The following is a 19,079-nucleotide window of genomic DNA, read 5'->3' as shown; positions in this document are numbered from 1 at the left end:
TCCTGAGATTCATGTCTCACCCCGGAACCGCTGTCGATCTCCATGCCCGTCCCCCCTTGAGGGGGTTGGGGGGTGTTTCTTCCTGCTTTTTTTGTCTTCTGATCTCTGTCCTCTGACTTCTGTCTTGAGGGGCCGGGGGTTCATACAGGGGGCAGTCACGCGTCTGCGCGTGACTGCCTTTTTTTATCGCCCCTTTCGCCACAGCCGGTCTGGCTATTCGGAGATGGTGAGTGTGAGGCTGATCATCTTCTGTAGTGTTCCCAGCGGATCCTGAAAAGGCTTGACTGGCGGACTCAGTTGTCGTATATCTTGTACAACAAGAGAATAATAGACCGGATCATGGAGAGATTATGCGGGTTATTTCTTTTTCTGAAGCGCGAAATGCTTTGAAATCTGTATTGGATAATGTGGTCAATGATGCTGAATGTACCATCATTACCCGACGCAATGCTGAAGATGCTGTGGTCATGTCCTTGGAGTCATACAATAGTTTAATGGAAACAGTTCACTTGCTGAAGTCACCAGCCAATGCCGCTCATTTGGCGGAATCTATTGATCAGTACAAGTCCGGCAAGACAACGGTCCGGGATATTATTGATGAGTAGGATGCTTGCATGGACAGATGCTGCCTGGGCTGATTATGTCTTCTGGCAAGGCCAAGACAAAAAGAAACTTAAGCGAATAAATAAGCTGATAGCTGATACAAAACGTTCGCCATTTGAAGGCATGGGCAAGCCAGAGCCCCTTAAGGAAAGTCTCTCAGGATTCTGGTCCCGCCGAATAGATGAGACCAATCGTTTAGTTTACGCTGTGGATGATACATATGTGACTATAATCTCCTGCCGTTATCATTACTGAATGCTTCGCAATGCCCTTTGATGTAAATAATTAAAAATGTGCTTCACTGCCGGGTTTCCCTTCTGTTCCAGGTGGCGTACATAGTCCCGCAGATATGAGAGCTTGTGAGAGAGAAGCTCAATATCATTCATGCATCAGGTCTCCGAGCTCTTTGTACAGATACCTGGTATCCAAATACTCGTATCTGGCCCATGTTTCTTGCCTGATCCGCTCGGACCGGTTCTTTTCAAAGATCAGGCGGCCATACTTGAGGACTTGGTGCTGCAAAAGCGGGGGGGCCTGATGGAAAATGACCAGATCCACATCGATTCCGATCTGGCTGGACACTGAAGTCTCCATTGCAATGCGCTCCCAGCCGGAGGGAGGGCCGAGGTACAAGGGCCGAGGAAGACGGGAGACAGAGGTCAGAGGTCAGACGTCAGAGGGCAGAGCTCAGCGCCACTGGCGGTCGGTTATCAGTTATCTGTTATCAGCAAGAAGCCGCCAAGTTGATCCAGTAAGAAGCTGGCGAGTGGGCTGTAGGGGCGAATAATCATTCGCCCTCTTGGTTTGGACGCAGGAGCGTCCGGGAAAGTTCCCACCCAGAGCGTGGGAAGGATACGAGGATAAGAAACCCCCCCCTTGGATTCCCCCCTCAAGGGGGGACCTGATGCGCCCAGTCCGGGGCAGGTTTTCAATACGGGGGTGCGGATTGGTTCATGCTAAGTTGAGATCCTGAGATTCATGTCTCACCCCGGAACCGCTGTCGATCTCCATGCCCGTCCCCCCTTGAGGGGGGTTGGGGGGTGTTTCTTCCTGCTTTTTTTGTCTTCTGATCTCTGTCCTCATTGCATCTGGTCCCTTCTGCATCGCATTCAATTCGACTTGTACTGCTGGACATTGATCCCGTACTTCTTCACCCGGTGCCACAGGCTCCTCTGCTTGATGCCCAGAAGCTCGGCAGCCTTGGCCTGGACCCCGCCGGCCTGTTCCAGGGCCTGAATGATAAAGCTCTTTTCCAGCTCGGCCAGGCGCTGATCCAGATCTGTCGAATGGTCGACCTGCTCCTGCTGGGTCTGGTTCAGCCCCAGGTTCAGCTCCCGCGGCAGGTGCTGGACCTGAATGTCTCCGTCTTCAGCCAGGATCAAAGCCCGCTGGACAGTGTTCTGCAGCTCCCGGATGTTCCCCGGCCAGTTCCAGGCCATGAGCAGGTGCATGGCCTGAGTGGAGATGCCGGCCCGCGAATCTTCCCGGGTGGCAAAATGCTCCGCCAGAACGGGAATGTCCTCTTTCCGGTTCCGTAATGGAGGGAGGGTCAGGGCAAAGACATTCAGGCGGTAGTAGAGGTCCTCCCGGAAGGTGCCGGCCTGGACCATAGCTTCCAGGTCCTTGTTCGTGGCCGCGATGATCCGCACATCGGTTCTGATCGTTGTGTTGCCGCCCACCCGCTGAAAAGCCTGCTCCTGCAGAACACGCAGGATCTTGCCCTGCAGATCCAGGGACATGTCCCCGATCTCGTCCAGGAACAGGGTGCCCTGATCCGCTTCCTCAAACTTGCCTTTTCGGGCCTGATGGGCCCCGGTAAAGGCCCCCTTGGCATGCCCGAAGAGCTCGCTTTCCAACAGGTCCTGGGGAATGGCCATGCAGTTCATGGCGATGAACGGGCCGTTGGATCGCTCGCTTTGGGCGTGGATGCCTGAGGCCAAAAGCTCCTTCCCGGTCCCGGACTCTCCGAGCAGGAGGACCGTGGCCTGGGTGGGGGCGGCCTTGGCCGCCTGGGCCAGGACAGCGCGCAGGGCCGGGCTGGAGCCGATGATCTCTGGAAACATGTGCTTGGCCTCGACCTGGGTCAGGAGGTCGGTGACCTGCTCAAAGACCCGGGAGTAGAGATCGATCTCTGATCTGGGCGGCGACTTTTCGCTCTCAGCGTCCTGGAGGTCCGGGGGTGACTGCCCGGAGCCGGCCCCGGCCTGGGTGGTCAGGTGCTGGGCCCGGCGGACGAAGTCCTGGACCGGAGTGCGGATGAAGCGGGTGATGAGCAGGCCGACCAGGCCGCAGACCAGGGCTACCAGCAGGGCGAAGAACCGGTGGGCCCAGGGGTCGGTTGGGGCATAGGCCAGGCAGATCTGGCCGCCCAGGATATAGGCCAAAAGCCCCAGGCCGGCAAAGATGAACGGGATAAGGATGTTCAGGCGAAGAAAGTAGTTCTTCATAGTGTTTACTGTTTTATCAGTATGTTACAATACAAAAACTAGGGACACGTATAACCCCAAAACCAGTGGTTTGAGCCAAAAGAGGGGCAGGCATAACGCGCAGACGTGCAGCCTGCCCCTACGCGGAGAGCCGTGGTTATATGCCAGCATTATCGGACCATCTGGGTCAGGTCCCACATGGGCAAGAAGATGGCCAGGGCGAAGAAGCCGACCACCGCGGCCAAGCCAACGATGAGCACAGGTCCCAGATTTCCCGACATCTGGGATACAGCGTACTCCACCTCGTCGTCGTAGTGGCTGGAGATCTCCCTGAGCATTTCATCCAGGTTCCCGGCCTGTTCGCCCACAGCCACCATGTTGACCACCATGGGGGGAAAGTACCTTGAGCTGCGCAAGGGCTCGGAGATGCCCCGGCCCTCGATGAGCAGCTCTTGAATGGTATCGAACTCCCGGGAGATGGCCGCGTTGCCGATGGTGGAGGACAAGATGGCCAGGGAATTGAGGGCCGTGATCCCGCTGGTCTGCAGGATGGCGAAGATGCTGGCGAAACGGGACATGGCCGCCTTCTGCATCACATCTCCAATCACGGGCAGGCGCAAAAGCAGGGTGTGCAGGTAATAGCGGCCCTGATCTGTCCTGGTGTACCAGACAAGACCCAGGACAAGGCCGATCAGTCCTGGAAGGAGGAGAAACCAGAAGTCGGCCAGGAAGTTGTACAGGCCGATGGCCAGGACCGTGGGCAGGGGCAGGTCCAGGCCGGCGCTCTTGAAGATGGAGGCGAACTTGGGGATGACAAAGGTCAAAAGGATGAAAAAGGCCACCCCCAGGGCGATGAGGACAATGATCGGATACTGGAGTGCGGATTTGATGTCCGACTTGACCTTGTGCTCGTGATCCAGAAGATAGATCAGCCGGTCCATGACGTCGGGCAGGGATCCGCTGATCTCCCCGGCCTGGATCATGCTGGAGTACAGATTGGAAAAGACGTTCGGGTGCTTGGCGAAGCAGGCGTGCAGGGAGGAGCCTTCCTGGATGTCCTCCTGCATCTGCGCGGCGATGGCCTGCAGCTTCTTGTTTTCGCTCTGGGAGTTCAAGGTGCGGAAGATCTCCATGATGGAGATTCCGGCCTTGAACATGGTCCGAAACTGCTTGCTGAACAGGATGAGCTCCTGGGCCTTGACCCGGGAAAAGCGGACGGCCAGTCCCTCGCGGGAAAAGGCGGCGCTCAGGCGGCTGCGCTGCTTGATTTCCTGGGGAATCAGATCCCTGGAGGCCAAATGCTCCTCCACTTCCTCCACGGAGCGGGCCTGAAGGGTCCCCCGAACGGTTTGCCCCCTGGGGTTAATGGCGGTGTAGGAGTAGAGCATGTTCTATGATGTGTGACTGTTGATAGTTATCCGTTAGCAGGGCCTCGGGGCAAGGAATAAGGGGCAAGGGTCTGTGGGGCTGCATCCCACACACCCCATCTTCGCCAGGACGCTTTGGCCTCCAACAAGACAAGAGACCGCTGGAGCGGTCCAGGCTGGCTCCCACGCAGAGCGTGGGAGCGATAAATGAAAAAGCAGGAAGAAACACCCCCCAACCCCCCTCAGGGGGGGGACTGGGACAGATACCGGCAGCGGTTCTGATTCCGGAGGGAGGCATGAATCGAAGAATCTCGACTCCGGATGGACGAATCCGTACCACCTTATTGAAAACCTCCCCCGTGCTGGACGCATCAGGCCCCCCCTTGAGGGGGGAATCCAAGGGGGGTGTTTTTTCTTCCCGCCTTTATTCTCTGTGACCTCTGACGTTTGACTATACCATGACCCTTATCGTTCCCATGCTCTGCGTGGAAACGTGGCCGGACGCTTTGGCGTCCAACAAGACAAGAGACCGCTGGAGCGGTCCAGGCTAGCTCCCACGCAGAGCGTGGGAGCGATAAATGAAGAGGGCGAATGATTATTCGCCCCTACACCCCACTCGCCAGCTTCTTGCTGATAACAGATAACCGGCCGCCAGTGGCGCTGACCTCTGATCTCCGACCTCTGTCCCCTGATCTCTGACCTCTGACGTCTGCCCTCTGCCCTCTGACCTCTGACTTCTGATCTCTGACGTCTGACTTCCGATCTCTGATCTCCGACGTCCGACGTCTGACGTCTGACCTCTGATCTCCGACCTCTGCCCCTGACTTCCGTCTAGACCATGACCTTGGATGTGGCTTCCTCCAGAGTGGTCAGCCCGCGCAGGACCTTGTCCAGGGCGTCCTCCTTCAGGGTCCGGAGCTTGCCTTCCTGATGCAGGACCCGGGCGATTCGCTGTCCGGACTTGCGCTCCAGGATCATGTCCTGGACCTGCTCGTCGTTGACCAGGATCTCGAAGACCCCGGTTCGGCCCTTGAATCCGGTCTGATTGCACTGAAAGCAGCCCCGGCCGCGCATAAAGGTCACATCGTTCCGTTCGTCCAGGCCCCAGTACTTGAGCAGGTGCCGGTCCGGGGTGTAGGGCTCGGCGCAGGCCGGGCACACCCTGCGCACCAGGCGCTGGGCAAAGGAAACCAGCAGAGAGGACGCGACCAGAAAAGGTTCGATGCCCATGTCGATGAGCCGGGTAATGGCCCCGGCCGCATCGTTTGTGTGCACGGTACTCAGCAGGCGATGCCCGGTCAATGCGGATTGGACGGCAATGGTCGCAGTCTCCAGGTCCCGGATCTCTCCGACCATGATCACATCCGGGTCCTGGCGCATGATGGAGCGCAGTCCGGAGGCAAAGGTCATCCCGGCCCTGCGGTTGAGCTGGACCTGGCGGACCCTGCTCACCCGGTACTCCACCGGGTCCTCCAGGGTGATGATGTTCACGTCCGGAGTGTTCACGGACTTGATGATGGAGTACAGGCTGGTGCTTTTCCCGCTGCCGGTGGGGCCGGTGGACAGGATCATGCCGTATGGCTTGGTGATTGATCCGTTCAGCATGTCCTGCAGGGCCTGATCCATGCCCAGGTCCTCCAGGTTCATGACCCCGGCGCTCATGTCCAGCAGGCGCAGGACCAGGTTCTCGCCGTGGATAGTGGGCAGGCTGGAGGCCCGGACGTTGATCTCCTTGCCCTGCATGGTCACGGTGAACCGCCCGTCCTGAGGGACCAGGGAGGAGGCGATATCCATATTGGCCAGGATCTTCAGCCTGGAGACCACGGGCAGGAACATGGACTTGGGCGGAGCCGGCTTGTCCTGCAAAACGCCGTCGATGCGGAAACGGAGCTGGACCTGCTTCTTTTCCGGGCTTAAGTGCACATCGCTGGCCTTCTCCCGGATGGCCTGGGCCAGCAGGGAGTTGACCAGCCGGATGACCGGGGCTTCCTGGGCCATGTCCCGCAGGGCGCTGACCTCGATCTCTCCAGGGGTGAACAGCCCGCTGTCCTGCTCTTGGCTGTCCTCGTCCGCCTCCAGACCCTCGAACTCCTCCATGACCCGCAGGCTGTCGCTGCCCTCCCCGTAGACTGCGGATAAAAGGCTCTGCATCTCGGACTCAGAGCAGATCAGGGGTTCCACATCCAGGTTGGTCAGGATCTCGGCCTGGTCGAAGGCGTTGATGTCCAGAGGATCGGTCATGGCCAGGTACAGGACGTTCCCTTTCTTCTGTACCGGGACCATGGAGTGCTCTTTGGCCTCGGTGTAGGGGATGAGGGAGGTCAGGTTCTGATCCAGCTGGTACTGGTCAAACCGAAACCGCCGGATGTCCAGCTGCTTGCTGATGACCTCGATCACATCCTGCTCGCGGACGATATTCTCCCGGATTAAGTATTCGCCCAGCTTCAGGCCGTATTTCTTCTTTTCAGTCAGGGCGTCCTGCAGCTGATTAGTGGTCAACAGGCCCTTTTGGACCAGAAGTTCGCCCAGACGGGGAGCTTGGCGCACAAAGGCCTCCTTTCACCTATCGATGTTCATTGGCAGGCTTGAACCTGTTTGATCACAATTCTCCTGAGCCGAAACACACAGGCCGGACAGAGTTTTCAGTCCAATCCAGGATCTGGGCCTCATCCTGGAGGCGGCCGGGAAGGTTCTTCTTTGCCTTGGCCGCCTGGTCCGGACTCTCAAAGCTGGAGCCGGTCACAACATGAAATCTAAGCCCCTTTCTGTGGTCCCAGAGAGCCAGGAACCTGGGACCGGGGACCTCTGGGGGCAGGGAGGCCTGCAGGTCATTGAATGCGGCGTAGGCCGTGCTCAAGTCGTCACTGTGCAGGAGGCTTATCCGGCATTGCCCGGGGACCAGAGAGGCCAGCCCGGGCAGCACAGGGAAGCGGATCGGGGTTTTGGGGCTGAGGGTATCCAGGTTCGGGAGCCCGGGATTGGCCTGGCGAATGGCCGGCAGAATGATCCCGGTCTGAGTTTTGCTGTTTCGGGTGTCGTACACGGTACTGGAGATGTTCCAAACCGAGTCCCGGAAAGGAAGGGATATGGTCCCCAGGTTCTCCGGCCAGGCTTGGGCGGCTGCGTTCTGATGCTTTTCCGGCTGCTGTTCAGGCTGCTGCCCATGGGCAATGGGCTGCGTGTTCCGGTCGGTGTGCTCCAGGGTGCGGGATGTGACCACTTTGTCCCGGTCAACAGCGGAACGGGAACCGGATGCGGCCTGGTCTTCCTGTCCCGCAGGGTGCGGGTTTTTGGGCACTGCAACGGATGAGGCCGGGGTTTTTTCCCGGGCGGGCGGGGCGGTGAAGGGATTCCAGACAGACCCGGACACGGCCCCCAGAAGGACAGCTGCGGCAAGGCACAGGGCGGCCAGGGCTCCGCGTCCGGCCCAGGGCCTGCCCCCGGCTCCCTGTTCCTTGAGATGCTGAAGGACCCATTTGCGGCGCATGGTCTGGGATTGGCGGGAGGCCATGAGGATCAGGGTATGGTGGCAGATATGTATGATCTTGCGCGGATACCCGCGGGTGGTCCGGTAGATGGTCCAGCTTGCCGGACTGGTGAGTCGGATGGGCCGGCTGTCTTCTCGCCTGCTTCTGGCCAGGCGGTACTCGATCATGGCTCTGGTTTCCCCGGGGCTCAGCGGACCGATCTCATAGCGGAAGTTGATTCGGTCCATGAGATTGGGCACTGCCTCTATCCGGGGCCTCAGCTCAGTCTGGGCAAAGAGGACGATCTGGAGCAGCTTGGCGGTATTGGTCTCGAAATTCAACAGCTCGCGGAGGATCTCCAGGCAGTCGTCCCGGATCTTCTGGCCTTCGTCGATGAGCAGGGCCACAGTCTCCCCGTGCTCGTTGACCCTGGTCAAAAGCCAGTCCTGGATGCCGTCCTTGTATGCCTGCAGGTGGCTGCTCTGAGGATCGGGCACCCCCAGGGTCCGACCCAGGGCCCGGACGAACTCCAGCTGGGAGCCGTAACCGGGGTCCAGGATGAGGAAGGTTCTGATCTTGGGGTCGTCGTAGAGCTGGCGGAGCAGCTCCCGGCAGATGGTGGTTTTTCCGGTTCCTACCCGGCCGAAGACCACATTCAGCCCCCGGTGCAGGCGGACCGCGATCTCCAGCTCCTGCAGGCAGCGGGCGGTATCCGGAGAGCGGTACAGGAGATCCGGGTCCGGCGAGTTGGAAAACGGCTCCTGGCTCAGGCCGAGAAAGGTGTAGTAGGACATATACGATCAGGCACTTGTTTTGTATGAAAAACTGTTATGAGTTATTCGTTAATAGTTATCAGGATCCGATTGGGTAACCACTCCCAGTCGGTATCGGTATCGAAATCGAAATCGAAAGAATATGTCATTCGGTGCAGCAGGAACCCTCAGTTTATGGATATCGATCCCGATAGCGATTACGAACCCGAAGAAAGAAAATCACAACAATGGGTAACCACACCCAGTCGGTATCGGTATCGAAATTGTTTGTATGTTGAGTTCTGCCTACCCAGGAGACAAGTATATACAATACAAGAGATTCTTCAGTCGCTACGCTCCTTCAGAATGACAAGAGGGACGGAACTGCAAAAAGTCGATTGATGTCAAGGATGAGCCAAACTAGAGTCTCCCACCAATTGATTCCTCTGTCATCTGTCAGCGGGCCGCCATTCTTTCTTCTTGTCATTCTGAGCGAGTCTGCGAGCGAAGAATCCCTCATCAAAATGGATATATGAAAACAATGTTCTAACATCTTGTTTTTTTTGCGGAATATGTTGTTTTCATGTTTCGTTAACGCAAGCGTAACCGCCAGGGCAGGTGGGTTTGTTATTAATCCTTGCCTTGTATCCTCTCAAACAGCTCCTTATGGGCCCGGCATCCCTTGTCGTTGCCCAGGCCGCAGCTGCGGGCGAAGTGCTCCAGGGCCTTCCGGGTATGCCCCAGCCCTTGCAGGGCCCGGCCCAAGGCCAGCAGGGCCCGGGGATTGTCCGGTTCCAGATGCTGGGCCCGGCGGGCATCCTTGTAGGCCCTGGCATACTCGCCCTGTTCCTGCAAGGCCAGGCTGCGGGTGATATAGGGCTGGGCCAGACCGGGGTCCAGGGCGACGGCAATGGACGCGGTGCGCAGGGCCTGGTCCCATTTTTCGGCCTGGAGGTGCTCATGGCTGGTGGTCTTCCAGGTCCTGGCCTTGGGGTTCCCGGTGGACTGCAGTTCCTGCAGCTCCTGGGGTGAAATCCCGGACATGGGCACTGTCTGGACCTCGCTTCGCTTGCGCAGGAGCTGGGGGGTGATGAAGATGAGCAGCTCGTTCATCTGCGAGGTGCGCTCGTCGCCCTTGAAAAGCCGTCCCAGACCAGGAATGCTCTTCAACCAGGGTACGCCGTAGTCGCTGGTCCCGCTGGTCTCCTTGGTCAGGCCGGAAATGACCACGGTCTCCTTGTTGTGCACGATGAGGGTAGTCTTGGTCTCCTTGCGGTTGATCAGGGGATTGCCTTTGACGTCAAAGGTCTGGTCCACCTCGTCCTTTTTGATGCTGATCTCCAGGCGCATCTGGTCCTGGTCGATGATATGGGGGGTTATTTCCAGACGCAGGGTGGCGTCCTTGAACTCCACATTGGTGTCCCCCTCGTCGTCGGTTGTTTCGTAAGGGACTTCCTGGCCCTGCTCCAGAAAGGCCTGCTGGTGGTCCATGGTGGTGATGGACGGGCTGGACAGGATGTGGGCCATCCGTTCCTCTTCCAGGGCCGAGAGCTGGACCTCCAGGATATTGCCCCCGATCTCCCCGACCATGAAGCCGATGCCGGAGCCCCTGCCACCGGGCATCTCGGCCGGAAGGTTCACCCCCAGACCCTGGCCGCTGAGGCCGGGATCGAAAAGCGAGGTGTAGCCGTCCCCGTCTCCTCCCCCGGTGCCCCCGCCGTCCTGGGCCGAGTCGGAAGAACCGCTCTGGACCGGATCGGAGCCGGCATCCCCAAATGTCCCTCCGGGCAGGGCCCAGAGCCTATCCTCCGTCCCAATGCCCGTGGAGTAGGCCCCGCCCCATTGGATGCCCAGGTAGCGGCCGGCCTCCTTGGTCGCTTCCACGATATGGGCCCGGATGTGCACCTGCCGGGGAGGCTGGTCCAGGTAGCGGTAGAGGTTCATGAGCATGTCCATGTCCTCCCGTCCGGCCCGGACGATCAGGGAGTTGGAAAAGGGATCGGCGATCACCGTGCCCTTGGGGGCTATGGACGTGACCCGGGCTTGAGCGGTCTGGGGGTCCTCGGATCTTTGGGCTTGAAGCTCAGGGAGCTCGTTTGTCTCTCCGGACTGATATGCATCCTGTTCAGATAGAGTCTGGGTCCGGGACTCTGTTTCCCCTCCCAGGGCCTGGATCATGGTCTTTTGGATCTGGGCCAGGTCCGCATACTTGACCTTGACCACCTTGGTCACCCGGGCCGAACGGGTGACCTTTTCGGCCTGGATGGCCTTCTCAGCGGCCTGGGCCTGCTTTTCCTTGATTTTGCGCTCCTGCTCCAGGTCCTCCAGGGTGATCACCCGCAGGACGTCTCCTTCCCAGGAGTAGGTGTAGCCGTGGTTTTTCAGGATGGTGGCAAAGGCATCGGCCCAGGGCACGTCCTGGAGGTCGATCTGCACCTTGCCCTGGACCTGGGGGCTGACCACCAGGTTCTGGTCCACCCCCTTGGATAGCAGGCGGAGGACGGCCCGGATGGGGGTGGGGTTCTGCAACTTGAGGGTGACGGGCTGGGTGGGAAGGGAGCGGGATGAGCCCTCTGCCTCCGGGTCTCCCTGGACGGTCATGCTTTCGAAGACCTCTTGGTCCAGATCCTGGACCTGTACATCCTGTTCCGGGGAATAGCCCTGGCTTTCTTCGGCGACTTTCTGCCATTTCTCGAAAAAGGCCTGGTCAGGCTGTTTTGGGGACTGGGAGCATCCGGCCAGGATGAGGGCAGCGCCGAGGCTGCACAGCACGAAAAGAGAGGTTCGCATATATGGTCACCCTTTATTGGTCGGTAATCAGGAGCCGGTTGTCCCGGGTCTGCAGTTTGGGGCGGTTCCCGGTCTTGCGGGCGAATGCGGCCAGGTCCATGAACTCCGGTTCAGCCAGGGAACGGTCCAGGAGCCTGCGCACGGCCCGGACGCCCACGGCTACTGCAGCAGAGGGTGTGTCCGGGGCGGCTGTGAACCGGTTCAGCCCCACCACCCGGCCTTCCCGGTTCAGGACCGGGCCGCCGCTCATTCCGGGCTGAACAGGTCCTTGAAGGCGCATGTGCCAGATGCCCGCGATCTGCTCCCAGGCCATGAAGACGGCCGGGATCTTCTGCACGGACCCCTCGGAGACAAAGCCCAGGGCCTGGACCTGGGCAAAGGGTTCGAGATCCTCCCAGCCCAAAGGAAGGGCGGGGCCCTCAAGTGGGGTGTAGAGCAGGGCCACATCCCGCTTGGGATCAAAGGCCAGCAGGGAGGTGATTCGGACCCGGGTCGTGTCCCGGACCGCAGTGATCGTGGTTGCCCCTTGAATGACGTGGTAGCTGGTGGCCAGGATATTGGGATGAACGTAGAATGCGGTTCCCATCCGCTGGGACGACCCGTCGCGGGCGGTTATCCGGAGCACGGAGCTGTCGGTGGATGCCGCGTGCAGGGGGTGGACAGGGCCTGCTGCCCACAGGCAGACCAGGCAGGCCAGGACCAGGAAGATGCCGGGCAGGGCAGCACCACCGTGAGCTGTGCGCAGTCCGTGTCCAAGGACCCTGGATCTTTGAACGCCTGTATCCGGACCTGTATGCATCACTGCTCCTCTTTTCCGGCCACGGTGGGCGGGGAATGAAAGGTCAAACCACGCTGGGTCTGCAAAGCCAGGGTCTTGCGCTTGCCCTGCGAGGTGGTCAGGACCACCTTGTGGGGGGTAATGTCCCGGACGTGGTACTGGTCCCATCCGGTTCCGTGCAGACGGTCGCCGGAGGCATAGGGTCTTCCGTTGATGATGGCCAGACAGCGCCCGTTGGTCTGCATGTAGCCGCTGTAGCGCAGGCCCGGGTCCGGAGTGTCTCCGGATGGTTGGGGCCTTGCTTGCTTCTGGGGCACAAAGATCTCTTTGGGCCAGGGCTGGGACGCGGCCAGGATGATCCGCTGGTCGCGGGAGCTCAGGGTATACTCCTCAGGATTCACCTCCGGGGGATCCTGCACCTTTTGGACCCGGGCCGCAGCGTCCTGGGCCGAAGATGCGGATTGGGCGCCGGTCCGCGGGCCTGAGGGATCGCGGGGGGCGCGGTCCAGATACAAAAAGAGCAGGGCTCCCACGGCGACCGCAATAGTCAGGGCGATGAATATCTTTTCCCGTTTACTCATATGACAAGGGAACGCTGAGCTTGAGATCCACGCAGATGCCGTCCCGGCAGGTCCTAAGCTCCAGCTGATCTATAGATGCTATATAGGGGGTTTCCAGCAGGTTGCGGACAAAGGTCCGCAGCTCCGAGACCGAGGAGCCTGTGCCCGAAACCCGAACCCCGATGGTGTGGGGCGCCTGCCCGGGATACGGCTTGAGCAGCCGGACATCGATGTCCGTGAGCCCGCTGTCCGCGGCCTTGGTGCTCACCGCGCCGGGTAGCATGTCAGGGGAGCGAGGAAAAGGGGCGGTTTCGGGCAGGGAGAACTGGCTGGTGCTGCCCAGTTCTTCCTGCCAGGCTTGAAGCTCCTTTTCCAGCTTGGTCAGCTTGTCCTTCCGGGCGGCCTGGGACTGCCGCAGGGAGGTCAGTTTGTTTTGCAGCAGGCTCGCGGCATTCTTTCGGTCCCGGATCCGCTGCTCGGTGCTGGATATATCCGCCTCCAGCTCCTCAAGCCGCTGGTCAGCCGGGAGGATGAAGACAAAGAGCAGAACACAAATGGCAATCATTCCCAGGATTGGGACGAAGAAGTTCTGCACAGTCCGGGTGATCCGCGGGGATAGAGACATACATCACACCACTGTAAGCAGCACGTGAAACTCAATGGCCGGTCCCACGGACGGACTGACGTGTTCCTGCCCCAGGCTGTCCCAGACCTGAAACAGCGGAGACGCATTCAAGCGCCGGGTGAGCTGGTCCAAAACCAGATGCCTGGTCCGGCCGGAGGCGGAAAGCATGCCCTTGACCACGATGAGCGTGTCGAAGCTGCCGGACTCCGGAGCCTGTTCTCGCCCGGGCTGGCGGAGGGTGATTCCCGCCCCCGGGTCGGAGTACAGGACCCGATCCGGGGAAGAATCGGAGGTGGATTCCAGGCTCAAGGCAACCCCGGGGCCCGCGTCCTGCAGATAGGCAAAGACCTTTTCAATCCGGGCCTGGTCCGGGAGGCGAGCAAAGATCTCGCTCAGATAGGCCAGGGGCTGGAAACGGTCTGCGTATTCCCGCCAATAGGAGTACTTGGCCTGAACCAGACGCAGAAGCTGGGATCTGCTCCGGGATTTTCCATCCGGCTCCAGGGTGCTGATCTGTTTTTGCAGGGCTGTGATCCGGGTATCAAGCTGCTCAGCCCGTTGCGCGGCTTCCTGGAGCGCCCCTTCCCTGGCGGCGATGTGTACCTGCTGCCAGAGGTGGAAACCGGCCAGAACACCGAGCAGGACGGTAACCGCAGCGATTGCGGCCAGCCGGGTCCGAAGCATGGTCCTGTCCCGGGCCTTTTGGGCAAATGTGCGCAGGAAGTTCAGGGTCTGATCCGGTCTGGACAGGGAAAGGCCCAAGGCAGTGCCCAGGCTCAGTCTCTGGGCCGGGGAGGACGGCTGAGGTGCGGTTTGCCCCAGATTGCCGGCAAACCCGTCCAAAGGCTTGACCTCCAGATCCAGGGTCCTGGCGAACTGGGACTGGACGTCGGGGATCGCGGCCAGTCGGCCGGAGAGGTACAGGCGCTGGACCGGATCAAAGCCCAGATTCCTGGTGTAATAGGAAAGGGTCCGCTCCACCTGGCGGATAAGCCTGTCCACTCCGGGCTCGATCGCCGCTTGCAGGTGGCCTGTTTCCTGGCCGGCGTCAGCCGACTGGGCGGAGCCCTGCTCCTGGGACTGAAGCAGGGTTTGCAGGAGGGTCTCGGGATCCGTCCCCTCGCTGTCCGGGCCTTCTTCCGATGACTCCGGCTCGGGAGCGGGGAGGTCCTCCAGCAGTGTTTTGCTCCCGGTGCGGATCCTGCGCTGCAGATACAGATGCTGGTGTCTGGCGATGACGATCCTGGAGGTGTGGGCGCCGATATGCATCAGGGCGATGTTGGGCACCGCAGGGGAGAGACAGCTGGAGCGGAAGAGGTTGAGGTCGGCCAGGGCGGCGGGAGTGATCCCGGACAGGGGATAGCCGGCCCGGGCAAAGGCCTGCTGCAGGCCGGTCACTTCCTTCTGAGGCACCAGGACCGCCAGGATCTGATACTTGGAGACGTTGCCCTCGGTCACCTGGCCCAGGATCTCGAAGTCCAAAACCGATGCGGCCAGATCGACATCCACCCGGCGCTTGAGATGCCAGTTCAGGGCGGCCGGGATGTCCTTTTTCTTCATCATGGGCAGGGTCAGGAGGTGGACATCCTCCCTGGAGAACTCCCAGCTGGCCCAGAACTCGATGTTCTGCCCGGGGGGCTTGCCGTTTTGGGTCAGGGCTGTGGAGAGAATTTTTTTCAGCTCCCGGGCCCCCTGCTCGGTCTGCGGGTCCGATCCATAGTCGGCCATCTTCCACAAAAAGAGCCTGGACTGCCCTTTGCCGGATGCCGTGCCCGCGATGCAGATGCGGCCGTCCGCAATCTCCACCCCGATACGGGTCATGTTTTTGGCTGGACGCAACCGGCGGCCGACAGCATTTGATGCAGGCTGCAAAGGATCTGAAGATTCCGGCGGTTCCTGCCGGTTCTGTCCCTTGCTGCGGATCAGCTCAAGCAGCCGTTGGGTAGGGATATTCTGAGTTTGGTCCTGGGGCCCGGTCATAAGGAAGCGTCGGTTATGGATACAAAGGATGCACGGTTTACAGCGGAATGCACAATACACAGAAATGGTCCAGGAAGCAATGCAGAGGGAAGAGGCTCAAATCCCTAGATGTTTTGGTAGGGCGTTGCCGAAGTGTCAGAAAAGAGACAGGGGGCGGGGGCATGCCCTGTTCGCAAGTAAATGAATGATAGCCACGGTTCTGTTCAGGGGAGAGTCCTTGTCCCTTCCGTGGTTTTGGATTACCATCCTTAACCTGGAATACACACATTCTATGGCCGCGGCCACAGGAGGGAGAGCAATGCCTGAGATACGTGTCGTTCGCTATGTGCTTATTTTGCTGGTTCTCTGTCTGGGAGTCGGGTGGTCCCTGGCCTCGGTCCGGACCACAGAGGCCAGGCAGTCCACAGGGTATCCAAATGCCCAGCTTTTGTGCACCGGATCCTGGCTTCAGGAGAACATGGAGGACAAAGGTCTGGTCGTGGTCGATGTCCGTGACGACGAGCATTTTGACAATACCCTCATTCCCGGCGCAGTCCGCATGCCCTGGTCCCTGTTTCGACGCACGGATCGGGCTTTGGGGGTTGCCGCCGAGTTCGTGGGTCTGGACCGGGCCCAGGAGATCCTGGGCCAGCACGGGATAACCAGGGCCTCCACAGTGGTGCTCTACGATTCCATCGCCAGGGACGGTGGAGCCACGGCCTCCTATGTGTTCTGGGTCCTTGATCTGCTGGGACATGAACACAAGATGATCCTGGAACAGGGCATCGACGGATGGAAAGAGGCCGGGGGGGAGGTGGTTCAGCAGCCGAATGTCCTGGGCTCCGTCCTGTACCAGGTGCCTGTCCGGGAGGCCCGGCTGGACCTGGAAGTGGACGGGGACTTTGTCCGCTCCCGCTTGAGCGACCGCTACTACCAGGTGGTGGATGTCCGCTCTCCAGGAGAGTACAGCGGAGAGCTGGCCAACACTGATCTGAACGGTCAGCCCCTGAAGCGCGGGCACATCCCCGGGGCGGTGAATATTCCGTACACCCGGAACTGGACTGATAAGGACAGCAAGGAGATAAAATCCTATGCCCGGCTGCAGGAGCTGTATCAGGGGCTGAATCCAGACCGGGCGGTCATTCCCTATTGCCACTCCTCCCGCCGGGCCTCGTTCAGCTATTTCATCTTCCGGCTGATGGGCTTCTCCGACGTCCGGCTCTATTCCCGGTCCTGGAACGAGTGGGGGCAGCCGGATCTTTTCTATCCGGTGGAGACGACCCGGCGGGAGCTGAGGGGAACAGAGCTTCCCCAGGGAAGCAAGGCAGCCGAAGCAGGCCAAGGGGAAAAGGAGCAAAGCCAGGAACAGTCAACCTCGCCTGAAGAGTCCCCGGACAAGGGCGGATATGTCTCCTGCGGAGGGTAGGGCCTATGGACAGGAATAAAACGCAGGCATATTGGCCCTGGTTTCCGGCCGCCTTTGCTTTGGCCGGGATCGTTGTCTTTATCTTCGCCACCTTCGGCCCTCCGGCCTCTTCCAGCGGGTTCGTGGTGGTCCTCAAGGGGATCCTGCAGGAAATCGCCCCGGACTATGCCCAGTCCAAAGCCCATTACAGAATGCTTCCCGGCCCAGGATCCTGGCTCTTGGCCTTTGTCTTGGGCATGGGCCTGGGCGGATTCATCGGAGGACGGACCTGGAAGCGGCCGGTCCGGGATGTGCCCCGGATCTGGGTAAACCGGTTCGGTCCATCCAAGGCCCTGCGCTACAGCGCCTCCTTTATCGGCGGTTTTCTGATCCTGTTCGGGGCCAGGCTGGCCGGGGGATGCACCCTGGGGCTGTTCATTTCCGGCACAACCCAGCTGGCGGTCAGCGGTCTGTATTTTGGAGCGGTCATTTTTGCTGTGGCCATGCTCACGGCCCGGGTGGTGTATGGGAAGAGGACTTAGGTCGGAGGTCAGACGTCAGAGGTCGGAAGACAGAAGACAGAGGACAGAGGACAGAGGTCAGAGATCAGAGGTCAGACGTCAGAGATCAGAAGTCAGACGTCAGAGGACAGAGGTCAGAGATCAGAAGTCAGACGTCAGAGGTCGGAAGACAGAGGACAGAAGACAGAGAACAGAAGACAGAAGACAGAGAACAGAAGACAGAAGACAGAGAACAGAAGACAGAAGACAGAGGGAAGAGATCAGAGGGCAGAGGACCGAGGCTGAGGGCTGAGGCTGAGGGCTGAGGACTGAGGTCAGAGATCGGTGGGCAAAAGAAGCGTGGCGACAAAAATGATCATCTGGATTGCAAAGTGATCAAACAGGAAAGGGGCGAGCTATGGCTGATATTTGGCTGGGGCTGCTGTCAGGGGTGTTCTTCGGCTTTGTCATTCAGCGGGTGGGAGCGACCAATCCGGGAGTCATGGCCCGGGCCCATTTGATGCTGGACGGAAGCATCCCCAGATTCATGCTTTTGGCTGTTGTCCTGTCCGCCATTGGTCTGTGGGGGCTGGAAAGCGCGGGCGTGGGCCGGACGGTCATTCATCCCACCAGCCTGGTGGCCACCGGACTGGGCGGGGCGCTCTTCGGCATCGGCTGGGGGCTGACCGGGTACTGCCCCGGGACCTGCTGGGCAGCGGCCGGAGAAGGGCGCATGGACGCCATCTTTGCCTTCCTGGGCGGCCTGGCCGGCGCCGGGACCTTTGCCCACTGGCATGAAAGCCTGATCCCTGCCCTGTATATGCCCACAAACCAGGGACAGCTGACCCTGGATGGGTGGCTGGGCAGCTCCCCCCTGGCAGTCGGGGTTCTGGCTGTGGGGCTGGGAGCAGGGATATGGATTGTGGGCCGGGTCTGGGGGGACGGGGAGGAGGCTGAAGCGACTGAACAATGACCATGAAAAATGAGATGAGTCGGCATAAGGAGCGGCACCATGTTCTTTCGACAGCTGACGATATTCTGTTTGACGGCTTGCATCTGGATGATGCTCGGGCCTCAGGGTGCGGTCTTGGCCGAGTCCCCGGGGGAAATTCCCAGAGGAGCCATGCAGCGACTGATTGTGGAGCACCAGGGCCGGGTGTACGAGTTCGGGCCTTTTGTCGGCTATTATTTTTGGCCCCAGGACTGCACTGATCTGAGCAGACTTAACTTCGCCTGCCGCAACGAAAGGCAGTTCTATACCCGGGATCTGCCGGAGGACACACTGTTATTTACCGGCCAGGCCAGATTTGCCTGCCTGCCGGGGGATGCTCCTTATGTCCCGAAACAAGGGCGCAGGATGCGGCCGGTTTTCCCCGGGGACATCCCCGCGTCCTGGCTGGCCACGCGGCCGGAGCCCAGGGATGAGTTCGTGCACTTCCACTCCGCCTACAATGCTCAGGGGCCTGCGGCCTGTGGGTTTTGGCTCCGGCATACGGCCAAGGAATCCTTTACCTACGACATGGGCGGACGGGTTGGTTCGGACAGCGTCCTGTACCACCAGGTCCAACCCGGGGTGAACAAGGATTTTCCTTTGCTTGTGGAGTTTGACCGGGGACCGGAGGATAGATGAGGTTCTTCGACGCAGCCTATGGATTTTTTGAGTTTGCCATCTCTTCTGTGTGCCCACTTTCGGCCCGGTATTTTCTAAGTCCCGCCAAAGGGGGATCCCTGCCCCCTCCCGGCTCCTCACGTGCAGGTCACTACTTTCTGTTTGAGTGAGCGTATCATACACGTGAGTGCCGGGTTTCCCCCTTTTGGCGGGACCAAGAAAATGTGCGGGCCTGCCG

General features: G+C 59.9%; 16 protein-coding genes. 6 read left to right on the top strand and 10 right to left on the bottom strand.

Translation table 11 applies throughout. The features are described from left to right. Positions 1–350: 350 nt before the first annotated feature. Both N902_RS0115540 and N902_RS0115535 read left to right on the top strand, forming a co-directional pair. The gene (locus tag N902_RS0115540; protein WP_027371643.1) at positions 351–605 is read left to right on the top strand and encodes a type II toxin-antitoxin system Phd/YefM family antitoxin; all 255 of its coding nucleotides are present in this window, start codon (positions 351–353) and stop codon (positions 603–605) included. Then, positions 529–858, top strand: coding sequence for a Txe/YoeB family addiction module toxin (locus N902_RS0115535; RefSeq protein ID WP_341830629.1), 330 nt, complete (start codon positions 529–531; stop codon positions 856–858). The genes N902_RS0115540 and N902_RS0115535 overlap by 77 nt, the downstream gene beginning before the upstream one ends. Before the next feature lie 123 nt (positions 859–981). Here the strand turns inward: N902_RS0115535 and N902_RS18405 are convergent, their stop codons facing one another. The 10 genes from N902_RS18405 to N902_RS0115480 all read right to left on the bottom strand — a co-directional run bounded on the left by N902_RS18405 (position 982) and on the right by N902_RS0115480 (position 15,348). Then, positions 982–1,197 carry a nucleotidyltransferase domain-containing protein gene (locus tag N902_RS18405; RefSeq protein WP_279614670.1) on the bottom strand — a complete coding sequence of 72 codons (216 nt, stop codon included), beginning with the start codon at positions 1,195–1,197 and terminating at the stop codon, positions 982–984. Positions 1,198–1,712: 515 nt separating this feature from the next. Beyond that, positions 1,713–3,050 carry a sigma-54 interaction domain-containing protein gene (locus tag N902_RS0115520; RefSeq protein WP_027371641.1) on the bottom strand — a complete coding sequence of 446 codons (1,338 nt, stop codon included), beginning with the start codon at positions 3,048–3,050 and terminating at the stop codon, positions 1,713–1,715. Between the two features lie 149 nt (positions 3,051–3,199). Next, positions 3,200–4,417 (bottom strand): type II secretion system F family protein, encoded by a 1,218-nt coding sequence (locus tag N902_RS0115515; protein ID WP_027371640.1) that lies wholly within the window; start codon positions 4,415–4,417, stop codon positions 3,200–3,202. Between the two features lie 810 nt (positions 4,418–5,227). Continuing rightward, positions 5,228–6,943, bottom strand: coding sequence for a GspE/PulE family protein (locus N902_RS0115510; protein WP_027371639.1), 1,716 nt, complete (start codon positions 6,941–6,943; stop codon positions 5,228–5,230). Between the two features lie 52 nt (positions 6,944–6,995). Continuing rightward, positions 6,996–8,657, bottom strand: a complete 1,662-nt coding sequence (locus N902_RS18990) for an ExeA family protein (RefSeq protein ID WP_051564678.1) — start codon at positions 8,655–8,657, stop codon at positions 6,996–6,998. A 588-nt stretch (positions 8,658–9,245) separates the two neighbouring features. Further along, on the bottom strand, positions 9,246–11,405 hold the full coding sequence (pilQ, locus tag N902_RS0115500; RefSeq protein ID WP_027371638.1) for a type IV pilus secretin PilQ: 2,160 nt from the start codon (positions 11,403–11,405) through the stop codon (positions 9,246–9,248). A gap of 13 nt (positions 11,406–11,418) precedes the next feature. Further along, positions 11,419–12,204 carry a S1 family peptidase gene (locus tag N902_RS0115495; RefSeq protein WP_027371637.1) on the bottom strand — a complete coding sequence of 262 codons (786 nt, stop codon included), beginning with the start codon at positions 12,202–12,204 and terminating at the stop codon, positions 11,419–11,421. Beyond that, on the bottom strand, positions 12,204–12,764 hold the full coding sequence (locus N902_RS19955) for a hypothetical protein (RefSeq protein ID WP_027371636.1): 561 nt from the start codon (positions 12,762–12,764) through the stop codon (positions 12,204–12,206). The genes N902_RS0115495 and N902_RS19955 overlap by 1 nt, the downstream gene beginning before the upstream one ends. After that, entirely contained in the window at positions 12,757–13,368 is a 612-nt protein-coding gene (locus N902_RS0115485; protein ID WP_027371635.1) for a coiled-coil domain-containing protein, read from the bottom strand. The genes N902_RS19955 and N902_RS0115485 overlap by 8 nt, the downstream gene beginning before the upstream one ends. A gap of 3 nt (positions 13,369–13,371) precedes the next feature. Next, positions 13,372–15,348 (bottom strand): hypothetical protein, encoded by a 1,977-nt coding sequence (locus N902_RS0115480; protein ID WP_027371634.1) that lies wholly within the window; start codon positions 15,346–15,348, stop codon positions 13,372–13,374. A gap of 298 nt (positions 15,349–15,646) precedes the next feature. Here N902_RS0115480 and N902_RS0115475 point away from each other — a divergent pair, with 298 nt between their 5' ends. The 4 genes from N902_RS0115475 (at position 15,647) to N902_RS0115460 (ending at position 18,862) form a co-directional block, all read left to right on the top strand. Then, on the top strand, positions 15,647–16,753 hold the full coding sequence (locus N902_RS0115475; RefSeq protein WP_027371633.1) for a sulfurtransferase: 1,107 nt from the start codon (positions 15,647–15,649) through the stop codon (positions 16,751–16,753). A gap of 5 nt (positions 16,754–16,758) precedes the next feature. After that, entirely contained in the window at positions 16,759–17,274 is a 516-nt protein-coding gene (locus N902_RS0115470; RefSeq protein ID WP_027371632.1) for a YeeE/YedE thiosulfate transporter family protein, read from the top strand. A gap of 376 nt (positions 17,275–17,650) precedes the next feature. Beyond that, a complete protein-coding gene (locus N902_RS0115465; RefSeq protein WP_027371631.1) occupies positions 17,651–18,205 on the top strand; it encodes a YeeE/YedE thiosulfate transporter family protein in 555 nt (184 codons plus the stop codon). A gap of 39 nt (positions 18,206–18,244) precedes the next feature. After that, the gene (locus tag N902_RS0115460; RefSeq protein ID WP_027371630.1) at positions 18,245–18,862 is read left to right on the top strand and encodes a hypothetical protein; all 618 of its coding nucleotides are present in this window, start codon (positions 18,245–18,247) and stop codon (positions 18,860–18,862) included. The last annotated feature ends 217 nt before the right edge of the window (positions 18,863–19,079 follow it).

Origin of the sequence: Desulfovermiculus halophilus DSM 18834 (assembly GCF_000620765.1) — a bacterium.
Lineage (GTDB): Bacteria > Desulfobacterota > Desulfovibrionia > Desulfovibrionales > Desulfothermaceae > Desulfovermiculus > Desulfovermiculus halophilus.
Note: the sequence above shows the minus strand (reverse complement) of the source record. Positions and strands in the feature narration are given on the sequence as shown.

Excerpts from the sequence above, each read along its gene's own strand:
- N902_RS0115540 (WP_027371643.1), top strand. The coding sequence starts at position 351 with ATGCGGGTTATTTCTTTTTCTGAAGCGCGAAATGCTTTGAAATCTGTA.
- N902_RS0115535 (WP_341830629.1), top strand. The coding sequence starts at position 529 with ATGCCGCTCATTTGGCGGAATCTATTGATCAGTACAAGTCCGGCAAGA.
- N902_RS18405 (WP_279614670.1), bottom strand. The coding sequence starts at position 1,197 with ATGGAGACTTCAGTGTCCAGCCAGATCGGAATCGATGTGGATCTGGTC.
- N902_RS0115520 (WP_027371641.1), bottom strand. The coding sequence starts at position 3,050 with ATGAAGAACTACTTTCTTCGCCTGAACATCCTTATCCCGTTCATCTTT.
- N902_RS0115515 (WP_027371640.1), bottom strand. The coding sequence starts at position 4,417 with ATGCTCTACTCCTACACCGCCATTAACCCCAGGGGGCAAACCGTTCGG.
- N902_RS18990 (WP_051564678.1), bottom strand. The coding sequence starts at position 8,657 with ATGTCCTACTACACCTTTCTCGGCCTGAGCCAGGAGCCGTTTTCCAAC.
- pilQ (WP_027371638.1), bottom strand. The coding sequence starts at position 11,405 with ATGCGAACCTCTCTTTTCGTGCTGTGCAGCCTCGGCGCTGCCCTCATC.
- N902_RS0115495 (WP_027371637.1), bottom strand. The coding sequence starts at position 12,204 with ATGCATACAGGTCCGGATACAGGCGTTCAAAGATCCAGGGTCCTTGGA.
- N902_RS19955 (WP_027371636.1), bottom strand. The coding sequence starts at position 12,764 with ATGAGTAAACGGGAAAAGATATTCATCGCCCTGACTATTGCGGTCGCC.
- N902_RS0115485 (WP_027371635.1), bottom strand. The coding sequence starts at position 13,368 with ATGTCTCTATCCCCGCGGATCACCCGGACTGTGCAGAACTTCTTCGTC.
- N902_RS0115480 (WP_027371634.1), bottom strand. The coding sequence starts at position 15,348 with ATGACCGGGCCCCAGGACCAAACTCAGAATATCCCTACCCAACGGCTG.
- N902_RS0115475 (WP_027371633.1), top strand. The coding sequence starts at position 15,647 with ATGCCTGAGATACGTGTCGTTCGCTATGTGCTTATTTTGCTGGTTCTC.
- N902_RS0115470 (WP_027371632.1), top strand. The coding sequence starts at position 16,759 with ATGGACAGGAATAAAACGCAGGCATATTGGCCCTGGTTTCCGGCCGCC.
- N902_RS0115465 (WP_027371631.1), top strand. The coding sequence starts at position 17,651 with ATGGCTGATATTTGGCTGGGGCTGCTGTCAGGGGTGTTCTTCGGCTTT.
- N902_RS0115460 (WP_027371630.1), top strand. The coding sequence starts at position 18,245 with ATGTTCTTTCGACAGCTGACGATATTCTGTTTGACGGCTTGCATCTGG.